The sequence below is a fragment of the Streptococcus oralis genome (assembly GCF_001578935.1).
Lineage (GTDB): Bacteria > Bacillota > Bacilli > Lactobacillales > Streptococcaceae > Streptococcus > Streptococcus oralis_R.
This window is the reverse complement of the sequence record NZ_KQ969521.1, coordinates 262428-272705: the sequence shown is the minus strand read 5'-3', so window position 1 is coordinate 272705 and position 10278 is coordinate 262428. Positions and strand designations below refer to the sequence as shown.

General features: G+C 43.1%; 13 protein-coding genes. All 13 read right to left on the bottom strand.

The genetic code is table 11. The annotated features are described in order from the left end of the window. Window positions 1-27 precede the first annotated feature (27 nt). Window positions 28-786 carry a phosphate ABC transporter ATP-binding protein PstB gene (pstB, locus tag SORDD15_RS01375; protein ID WP_001287329.1) on the bottom strand — a complete coding sequence of 253 codons (759 nt, stop codon included), beginning with the start codon at window positions 784-786 and terminating at the stop codon, window positions 28-30. 12 nt (window positions 787-798) lie between these two features. Further along, window positions 799-1602, bottom strand: a complete 804-nt coding sequence (gene pstB / locus SORDD15_RS01370; RefSeq protein WP_061413704.1) for a phosphate ABC transporter ATP-binding protein PstB — start codon at window positions 1600-1602, stop codon at window positions 799-801. A gap of 10 nt (window positions 1603-1612) precedes the next feature. Further along, window positions 1613-2497 (bottom strand): phosphate ABC transporter permease PstA, encoded by an 885-nt coding sequence (gene pstA, locus SORDD15_RS01365; RefSeq protein WP_061413702.1) that lies wholly within the window; start codon window positions 2495-2497, stop codon window positions 1613-1615. Continuing rightward, window positions 2487-3404, bottom strand: a complete 918-nt coding sequence (pstC, locus tag SORDD15_RS01360) for a phosphate ABC transporter permease subunit PstC (RefSeq protein WP_061413700.1) — start codon at window positions 3402-3404, stop codon at window positions 2487-2489. Before pstC ends, pstA begins: the two co-directional genes overlap by 11 nt. Next, window positions 3401-4282, bottom strand: coding sequence for a phosphate ABC transporter substrate-binding protein PstS (locus SORDD15_RS01355; RefSeq protein ID WP_061413698.1), 882 nt, complete (start codon window positions 4280-4282; stop codon window positions 3401-3403). Before SORDD15_RS01355 ends, pstC begins: the two co-directional genes overlap by 4 nt. 213 nt (window positions 4283-4495) lie before the next feature. Further along, window positions 4496-5800: an RsmF rRNA methyltransferase first C-terminal domain-containing protein gene (locus SORDD15_RS01350; RefSeq protein ID WP_061413696.1), complete on the bottom strand. Its 1305-nt coding sequence runs from the start codon at window positions 5798-5800 to the stop codon at window positions 4496-4498. Next, window positions 5801-6574 carry an inositol monophosphatase family protein gene (locus SORDD15_RS01345; protein WP_061413694.1) on the bottom strand — a complete coding sequence of 258 codons (774 nt, stop codon included), beginning with the start codon at window positions 6572-6574 and terminating at the stop codon, window positions 5801-5803. Continuing rightward, window positions 6564-6842, bottom strand: coding sequence for a UPF0223 family protein (locus SORDD15_RS01340; RefSeq protein WP_001041959.1), 279 nt, complete (start codon window positions 6840-6842; stop codon window positions 6564-6566). Before SORDD15_RS01340 ends, SORDD15_RS01345 begins: the two co-directional genes overlap by 11 nt. Then, window positions 6843-7244, bottom strand: coding sequence for a Spx/MgsR family RNA polymerase-binding regulatory protein (locus SORDD15_RS01335; protein ID WP_061413692.1), 402 nt, complete (start codon window positions 7242-7244; stop codon window positions 6843-6845). It lies immediately after the preceding gene. A gap of 220 nt (window positions 7245-7464) precedes the next feature. Beyond that, on the bottom strand, window positions 7465-8082 hold the full coding sequence (locus tag SORDD15_RS01330) for a TIGR01906 family membrane protein (protein ID WP_061413690.1): 618 nt from the start codon (window positions 8080-8082) through the stop codon (window positions 7465-7467). Beyond that, on the bottom strand, window positions 8072-8845 hold the full coding sequence (locus tag SORDD15_RS01325; protein WP_061413688.1) for a TIGR01457 family HAD-type hydrolase: 774 nt from the start codon (window positions 8843-8845) through the stop codon (window positions 8072-8074). Before SORDD15_RS01325 ends, SORDD15_RS01330 begins: the two co-directional genes overlap by 11 nt. A 10-nt stretch (window positions 8846-8855) precedes the next feature. Continuing rightward, window positions 8856-9593 carry an acyl-[acyl-carrier-protein] thioesterase gene (locus SORDD15_RS01320; protein ID WP_061413686.1) on the bottom strand — a complete coding sequence of 246 codons (738 nt, stop codon included), beginning with the start codon at window positions 9591-9593 and terminating at the stop codon, window positions 8856-8858. 4 nt (window positions 9594-9597) lie between these two features. Continuing rightward, window positions 9598-10278, bottom strand: a 681-nt coding sequence (locus SORDD15_RS01315; RefSeq protein WP_081102334.1) for a coproporphyrinogen-III oxidase family protein, incomplete at its 5' end; no start/stop codon positions are given.

Genomic DNA, 10278 nt, shown 5'->3' with positions numbered 1-10278 from the left:
ATTGAGATCGTAACATCATTTATCTCCTTATCCAAATTTTCCTGTAATATAATCTTCTGTTTCCTTGTTTTGTGGGTCTAGGAACATCTTCTTCGTATCGTTAAACTCGATCAAATCTCCATCTAGGAAAAATCCTGTTTTATCAGAGATACGTGAGGCCTGTTGCATCGAACGCGTTACCAAGAGCATGGTGTATTTATCCTTCAGACCATACAAGGTTTCCTCAATCTTACCTGCAGAAATAGGATCCAAAGCTGAAGTTGGTTCATCTAAGAGGATAATTTTCGGACTGGTTGCTAAGACACGAGCAACACAAACACGTTGTTGTTGTCCACCTGAGAGACCAATGGCCGAATCATGCAAACGATCCTTTACTTCATCCCAGATAGAAGCACGTTGCAAGGCCTTTTCTACTGCTTCATCAAGAACTTGCTTGTCCTTGACCCCATTGATACGTAGCCCATAGACAACATTTTCGTAGATAGACATAGGGAAGGGATTGGGCTGTTGAAAGACCATACCGATTTCCTTACGCAATTCAACCGTATCGGTGCGGGGGCTGTAGATATTATGACCATTATAGACTACTGATCCAGTTGTTGTCACCTCAGGATTTAGATCGCCCATGCGGTTGATGGCTTTGAGCAGGGTAGACTTTCCTGACCCAGAAGGACCAATCAAGGCCGTTATTTCCTTGGGTTGGAAAGAAAGGGAAACACTATTCAAGGCCTTCTTTTTATTGTAATAAACGGACAGGTCTGACACCTGTAAAATCGCTTCTGACATACCGTTTCCTTTCTAACCAAAGTGTCCCGTTACATAGTCATTGGTTGACTGTAACTTAGCATTTTGGAAAATATTGGATGTCTTATCATACTCAATCAAATCACCCAAGTAGAAAAATCCTGTGTAGTCACTCGCACGCGCAGCCTGCTGCATACTGTGGGTAACGATGATGATGGTAAAGTCCTTCTTTAATTCCAACATAGTTTCTTCCAGCTGGGCTGTCGCAATCGGATCCAATGCTGAAGCAGGCTCATCCATCAAGAGGATATCTGGCTTAACAGAGATGGCACGAGCGATACAAAGACGTTGTTGCTGACCACCAGAAAGCATCAAGGCTGATTTGTGGAGGTCGTCTTTGACCTGGTCCCAAAGGGCAGCCTGTCGGAGAGAGGTTTCGACAATTTCATCCAAGACTTGCTTGTCCTTAACTCCTGCACGTTCATGAGCAAAAGTGATATTGCGGTAGATAGACTTGGCAAAGGGATTTGGTCGTTGGAAGACCATTCCGATGTGCTTACGCATCTCATAAACATTGATTTCTGGGCGATTAACATCAATCCCTTGATAGAGGATTTGACCTGTGACCTTGGCAATATCAATAGTATCATTCATGCGATTGAGACTGCGAAGGTAGGTTGATTTTCCTGACCCAGATGGGCCAATTAAGGCCGTAATTTTATTTTTTTCAAATTGCATATCGATGCCCTTGATGGATTCTTTTTTACCGTAGTAAACATGTAAATCCTTAGTAGAGAGGGCCACTTTCTCTTCAGGAAAGGTGATGATATGCTTTTCATCCCAATTATATTTTGACATGGCTTCTCCTTTAGGCAGCGGTTAATTTCTTATGTAGGTAGCTTCCGAGTTTGCGGGCTCCAAAGTTAAAGATGAGGATAAAGATGAGGAGCACAGCAGCAGAACCTGCTGATACAATGGTTCCATCTGGAATGGTTCCTTCACTGTTGACTTTCCAGATGTGGACAGCCAAGGTTTCTGCTTGACGGAAGATAGAGATTGGACTGGTAACACTGAGAATATTCCAGTTAGACCAGTCTAGAGCTGGAGCGGATTGTCCCGCTGTATAGATAAGAGCTGCTGCCTCACCAAAGATACGACCAGAGGCCAAGACTACCCCAGTGACAATACCTGGAAGGGCTTCTGGAATGACCACATGTACCACAGTCTCCCAGCGAGAAATCCCAAGGGCCAGACCAGCCTCACGCTGCGTATGGTGAACGTGTTTCAAACTGTCCTCAACGTTTCGAGTCATCTGAGGAAGGTTAAATACTGTCAAGGCCAAGGCACCTGAAATGATTGAAAATCCATACTCAAACTGAACTACAAAGATCAAGTAACCAAAGAGACCTACAACAACAGAAGGAAGAGAGGACAAGATTTCAATACAGGTTCTGACAAAATTGGTCACAGGACCTTTTTTGGCATATTCAGCTAGGTAAATCCCAGCCCCCATAGATAGGGGAACAGAAATAATCAAGGTAATGACCAAAAGGAAGAAGGAATTGTAAAGTTGAATTCCAATCCCTCCACCTGCTTGGTAAGATGATGACTTGCCAGTCAAGAAAGACCAAGAGATATGGGGCAAACCACGAACCAAGATATAAAGAATCAAGGATGCTAGAATAGCCACGATTATACCTGCAATGGTGTAGAGGATTCCCGTCGCCAATTTATCAAATTTCTTAGCGTGCATAGTTTTTCTTTCCTCTTTCTTTCGTAATCAATTTAATCACACTGTTAAAGGCCAAACTCATCAAGAGCAATACCAAGGCCAGTGACCAGAGAACGTTATTATCAACCGTTCCCATGACAGTATTCCCAATTCCCATAGTCAATACAGATGTCAAGGTCGCAGCTGGTGTTGTTAGCGAGGTTGGGATAACTGCTGAGTTTCCGACCACCATCTGAATGGCAAGGGCTTCACCGAAGGCACGCGCCATCCCAAAGACCACTGCAGTGAAAATACCTGAACGTGCTGCTTTCAAGGTCACACGCCAGATGGTTTGCCAACGAGTGGCTCCCATAGCTAAACTAGCTTCACGGTAATGACGAGGAACAGCACGCAAGCTGTCTGTTGTCATAAAGGTTACAGTTGGTAGAATCATGACAAAGAGAACGAAAATCCCTGACAAGATCCCAAAACCAGTTCCACCAAAGACGCTACGAACAAAAGGTACCACAACTTGCAAACCGATAAATCCATAGACGACCGAAGGAATACCGACGAGAAGTTCAATGGCTGGTTGCAAGACTTTTGCACCCTTTGGTGATACTTCTGTCATAAAGACTGCAGCACCAATAGCAAAGGGTGTTGCGATGAGGGCTGATAAAATCGTCACAATAAAGGAACCCAAAATCATCGGAAGGGCACCAAATTGTTTCCCTGAAGGATTCCAAGTTTGTCCAAAGAGGAAATCAAAGATATTCACTCCATTGACAAAGAAGGTCGATAAGCCTTTTTGGGCTACAAAAATCAAAATCATCGCCACAATGAGAACAATCAGGGACAGACAAAGGAAGGTAAGAACCTTTCCAAACTTCTCCAGTCGCGAATTTTTAGAAGGGGAGACTAATTTTTTAGCTAATTCTTGATGATTCATGGGGTTGCTCCTTCAATCTCAGTCACGACTCCTGTCGCATCTTTTTGCACCTTCATCTCATTGATGGAGATGTAGCCCATTCCTTTGACAATTCCTTCCTGTGCTTCACTAGAAAGGACAAAGGCTAAGAATTCTTGGACCAATTCATTGGGTTGTCCCAAGGTATACATATGCTCATAAGACCAGAGTGGCCAATTGTTGGTCGTCACATTTTCAGAGGTTGGCGCATAGCCGTTCAACTGAATGGTTTGAACAGAATCATCCACATAGGCAAAGGCTAGGTAAGAAATGGCTCCAGGTGTTTGGGACACGATGGATTTAACCATTCCGTTGGAATCCTGCTCCTGGCTCTGCTGGGCAGACTGACCATTCATAATAACACTATCAAAAGTTGCCCGAGAACCGGAGCTGGCTGCCCGGTTAATGATTGAAATGGCTAAGTCCTTCCCCCCCAATTCACTCCAGTTGGTGATCTCACCGGTAAAAATTTTACGAAGCTGCTCGGTCGTAATATTGGTGACATCCACCTCTTTATTGACGATAACAGCTAAGCCAGCAACGGCAACCTTATGGTCTACAAGCGCCGTCGCATCAATGCCATCTTTTTCCTCAGCAAAGACATCCGAATTTCCGACATCGACCGCTCCCGACTGAACCTGAGACAAACCAGTTCCCGATCCACCGCCTTGAACATTGACTGTTTTTCCGATATTTCTAGAGCCAAATTCATCTGCTGCTGCTTCTACTAGAGGCTGAAGAGCAGTGGAGCCAACGGCCGTCATGGACTCTCCACGATCAATCCAGCTAGCACACCCTGCTAGAGAACCTGCCATCAAAAGAGCTGCAAGAGACATGGCGAGCTTTTTTCTTTTTTTCACTGTTTTTCTCCTTGAACATAATAATGAATGTTCTGATTTCTTTCCTTATGTCTCAATCATCTTATCATCGTGATTCTAGCGCTCCTACTCCTTTTACACTTCGTGTTCCAAGAGCAAACTAAGTCCACCACATAATATAAGTAATAATGAAAGACTATCAGAAAAAACTCATACTTCCACTATAACATAGAATAGACTCTTTGACTAGCTTTTTCACCTGAATCTGAGTCCTTTTGGGTAATAATTTTTCAAAACATTACCCGTTACCTTGGCAAAGCCTAATCCGTTTCCTTGAACCACAACTTGGTACCAGCCATTTGGTCGAGCTTCAGACAATTGAACGGTCTCACCAGCCACATATTTTACAAAGTCCTCATCATTGATTTCAACACTTTGTTTTACTTGGCTTGGTTTCAAGGCTAATCCCAGAGCAAAGCTTGGTTCAAAACGTTTCTTCTTAAACGTCCCCAGATGAAGTCCATTTCGGGCAATTTTGAGTTTCCCTAGATCAGGTAGCATCTCTGGCAAGAGATAGAGTTGGTCTCCAAAAGTCTGCAAGATACCCGTTAGATTGACTCGCAAGTGTTTTTGGGCAAAATCATGCCACAAAGCCAGCTGTTCACGACCGAGATTGCTCTTGCTAGCCTTGAATTTAGGTGCTGGATTTTCTCCCTTAAACTGCAAGTGGGCAACAAACTGGCCTTCTCCCTTGAAATGATGAGGGTACATCCGAGCCGTCTCAGGAAGAGTAATTCCTGCTACCATACCGTTCACATGCTCAACTGGAAGCAATTCAAAGTCATAAGTATCCAGCAACCAGTGGACGATTTCTTCATTTTCCTCAGGTGCCCAAGTACAGGTCGAATAGACCAAACGACCACCTTCTGCAAGCATGGTCACTGCATCTTCTAAAATTTCTCTTTGGAGACTAGCACATTGGCTAGGATAATCGGAACTCCAATAATCCATGGCCTCTGGCTGCTTGCGAAACATGCCCTCACCCGAGCAAGGTGCATCAAGAACAATCACATCAAAGTACCCTTTAAAAACCTTGGCCAAGCGGTCAGCAGATTCATTAGTCACAACAACGTTTGTCGCTCCAAATCGCTCCATATTTTCCACTAAAATCTTAGCACGCTTACTTGAAATTTCGTTGGAAACAAGGACTCCTTGATTAGCCAAATAAGCTGCTAGTTGAGTGGATTTTCCACCTGGTGCTGCCGCCAAGTCCAAGATTTTCATGCCAGGACTTGGTTGAGCTACCTGGGCCACCATTTGTGCTGCAGGTTCTTGCGAATAAACAAGACCTGTCGCGTGCTCTGGTGACTTCCCAGAAACCTTACCATAATACCCCCAAGGTGTATGGGGAATGGCATCAGCAAACGATAGCTGACTTTCTTTTAAGGGATTGATCCGAAAAGCCGAAACCGCTTCCTGCTTAAAAGAGGCAAGAAAATCTCTTGCCTCATCTTCTAGTATCGCTTCATATTTTTCAACAAATCCATCTGGAAATTGCATTTAGTTTTCTTTCCTTTCGTAGATATAAGACTGAATCTCTTCTTGCATCTCGATTGGCACCATCATGACAGGCTGACGCGTTTTAAAATCAGCAGGCTCACCTGATACCGTAAGAAGACGATAACCCAGACTTTCCCCTAAGATACTGGCCGCAGCGTAATCCCATGGCTGCAGATAGGTCACATAGATCAACAAACGCCCTGACAAAATCTTGGCAAAACTAATGGCCGCACTGCCGTAAACACGGACTCCCAACGCTGCTCGCCCCAAATCCGCCAAACCCCACTCATTGGTTTCAAACATACCTGAGTTACCGGCAACTAAAAATTCTTGAAGAGGTTTCTTTTTAAAAGCCGGTAAGGGCTCATTATTGCGGCAAGGAGGAAAGGCACCACCACCATGGTAACAATCCCCTTTCATGACATCATAAATGATGCCAAATTTGCCCACACCATTCTCAAAGTAGGCCAACATCACGGCAAAATCTTCCTGCTGGGCAACAAAATTATTGGTACCGTCAATAGGATCAATCACCCAAACGGAACCTTGACCGACTGCAGCACGTAAACAGCCCTCTTCCGCGCAAATCAAGTCCTCAGGATAGGAGGACTTGATCCGATCCACCAAGAGTTCCTGGACCTCCTTGTCCAAACGTGTCACCAAGTCAGTAGGTGAAGACTTGCACTCAACCTGCAAATCTTCTTTCATGTGAGCCAAAATATAGTCAGCAGCTTCCTGCACAATCTGTTTGGCAAATTCAAATTTAGTTTCCAAGAGAAATCTTCCCTTCTCTTTTTTCTTTTGCTAATTGAACTGCATGATAGAAGGAATAACCGCTAGCCGTTTCAAATTCGCGACCTAGGCGCTTTTCTTCACTTTTGCTCGGAACGACAGACTTAAATTCCTTATAGGAATCTAGCAGTTTTTTTGCTTCTACCTTATCTTCATAAGCAGCTTCAACATCATTAAAAAAAGAAAGCACTGAAGCAAGTTCTTCAGTGCTCCACGACAAATCTAGTGGGTAACTATACTGTTTGTTCATCTATCCAATACCAGCTCTCAATGTTGCTTCTTTTAGTTCTTGTTTACGGTAACTACGAGGGAGAAAAGCACGAATCTCATCTTCATTAAAACCGATTTGCATGCGTTTGGTATCTATAATAATTGGGCGACGCAAAAGACTAGGATATTGCTCAATCAACTGAAGCAACTCCGATACCGAGATACTCTCTACATCAATATCTAATTTTTGAAAGATTTTTGAACGAGTTGAAATGATGTCATCAGTACCATTTTCGGTCAAGGAAAGAATATGTTGTAATTCTTTTCTTGTTAAAGGACTAGTCATAATATTATGCTCTTTGAAGGGCACTTTATGCTTCTCTAACCAAGCCTTTGCCTTACGACATGATGTACAACTCGGTGATAAAAATAGTGTAATCATGCTTTTCTCTTCTTTAATCTATACTTGCTATTTCTATTATACAAAAAAATAAAGCGCTTGACTAGGTATTTTTAGAAAAAAAGCCTATTTTTTCATAGAAAATAGACTGTTTTCTGTAAAAATCACCTGTTTTACAAGCTTATCTTTAGGATAACCTAACAATAAATAGGGAGCAGGGCAACTTCTCTCGTTTTTTATTAAAAATACAGAATGTTATCCTCTATTTCCTTGAAGCTTTAACAAGGAGGAAACCGAATATTCCTTCATACAAAGCAAAGAAGAGTAAAAAGGCATGGAGGAAGAAGGTCTCTGGCAAAATCAGAATAACTGAATCCTTTGCTGGATCAAAAAGCCAGGTATCATCTCCCACGAAGAGAATCTGATGGAAAAGAGTAAAGAATTGCTCAAAACCAATCAACACTCCTACAAGCCCAATAACTAGAGGCAATAGCACTAAAGTCAAGATACTTTTACGATATAGGGGCAAAAAGCCTTTTTTCACAATCTTTCTAACAAAGAAATAGAAACTTGGAAGTGTCACTAGGGCAACTAGCTGAACTAGGTGAAAAAGGTTCTTCACCACCGCAAAGTGGTGCAGACCAGCTGCTGACGAACGAAAATCTGGCATCTCTAAGACCTGACTAAAGGGATTTGTCAGGTAATTCATCAAGATATGAAAGTTGTACTGAATGGTTTCGGACTTTAGATAGACTCGATTCGCTAAGTTTAGCCACTGAATCTCCATGGGATAGAAAATCCAAGCCAGATAAATGGTTAAGAGGATAGACAGTGAGAGGAGAAAGAGCATACTTCCCCAAAAGGTCAGTTTAGTTTTCATCAAAATTCCACTCCGCAAGGCTAGAAACCACATGAGTAGGTGCAATCGGCACGTCAGCCACTTCTTCTGCCTTGGTAAAACCTGTCGTCACCAAGAGCGTTGGAATGCCATTGTCAATCCCTGCTCGGATATCTGTCAGGTAGTTGTCCCCAACCATGAGCAATTCTTCTCTTTTCAAGCCCAAGTGCTCAACTGCCTTGTCCATAATGATAGCATTTGGTTTTCCGATATAAACTGGTTTTACTCGTGTTGCTACTTCAAGCAGGGTAATCAGTGAACCAGCACCAGGCAAAAGACCACGTTCCGTCGGGATATTGAGGTCAGGGTTGGTTCCGATAAAGTGAGCCCCCTTTTGAATGGCTAGAGTCGCCGTCGCAAATTTTTCATAGTCGACTTGCCAGTCCAGTCCAACTACCACATAGGCTGGATTTTCCTTGTCTTCGACATAACCAGCTGCCTGAATGGCATCCTTGAGCCCCGCTTCTCCAATGACATAGGCTGTCTTGTCCAGTCCCAAATCGTTCATATAGTCGATGGTTGCCAAGGTTGCTGTGTATACAGTCGATAGAGGTGTATCAATATTAAAATTTTGAGCCAATATCTCTTTGACACTCTCAGGAGTTCGGGTTGTATTGTTGGTCACAAAGAGGTAAGGAATTTCTCGCTTTTGTAACTCATGGACAAAAGCCTCTCCTGCCGGAATTCGGTCTTTCCCCTTGTAAATGGTTCCGTCTAAATCAATTAAATAACCTTTATATGTCATATCGTCCTTTCTAATTTGCTTCAATTTCTTGCCAAGTAATCATAGCTTGAGCATTGATCTCGCCATCACTGATAATCTCATGCTTGCTTTCTAGTCCCTTGAGTTCATAAGCTGAAGCAATCATGCCACCTGGTCGCACTTCTTTGACATATTTGAGATTGATTTTCTTTGGAATATACTGGGTCAAAAAGTCTGCTCCCATGACCTCAAAAATCCAATCCAAATATTTGCTATTATTGACATGACCATTCATATCCAAGTCGTAAAAACGAACATGGTAGTCTTTACTGATTGGATCTTCTAGATTTGCATACTTTGGCCCACGGATGAGTTTTTTATCAAACTCGGACTGATAAGGAGCCACAATCTCCGGTTCGACAGCATGAACTTTCCGACTGTCTCGGTCCATCAGAACAAAGGTCGCTAACATGCGAATGATTTCTTGACCTGCTTCATCATAGATAGTGAAACGGCGGTAGCAAAAAAGACGATTGTAAGTCAATGCTTCTGTTTCAATCGTAATCTCCTCAGCAAAGCGAGGCAAGCGAACCACGTCAATCGCATAATCTGTAATAATCCAGACCAGATTGTAACGTTCTAGCATATCCTTGTCACTGACTCCTAGCTCAATCGACTGCATACCTGATACTTGCAAGGACAGCAAAATCACATCTGGAAGTTTGATATGACCGTTCATGTCCGCCATATCAAAAGGAATTTTCATTTTCATTTGATAAGTTAAGCCCATTGTTCTACTCCAAAATAAATCGTTCTGCTACGGTGTCTCCTAAGAAGAGACCCCTCTTTGTCATTCGGACACGATCACCGTCGATCTGCATGAGACCTTGTTGAACCAAATCTCTGATGATTTCGCCATATAGTCCCTCAAAGGACCGTCCAAATTTTTCCTCAAATCGCGCCATAGAAACCCCGGATTTTTTCCGGAGGCCTAGGAACATTTCTTCTTCCATCTGCTCCCTTTGACTCAGGTGTTCTTCTGTAATCCGAGCATTTCCTGCCTCTACCGCATTGAGATAGTGGCGGATAGGACCGTGGTTTTTATAGCGCACCCCGTTCACATAACCCGAAGCACCCGCACCGATACCATAATACTCGGCATTATCCCAGTACATGAGATTGTGGCGACTTTCAAATCCGGGTTTAGAGAAATTGGAAATCTCATAATGCTCAAAACCAGCTCGCTCCAGTTCTGCGATGATGTACTCAAACATCTCCGCTTCTAACTCTTCCTTGGGTAGGGGCAATTTCCCACGTCTCATGCGGTTCATAAAGACCGTATGGTTTTCCAAAATCAAGCTATAAAGGCTCATATGAGGAATATCAAGCGAGATAGCCTTAGCGACATTGTCCTTGACCTGATCCATAGTTTGACCAGGTAGAGCGTAGATTAGGTCGATGGAGATATTGTCAAA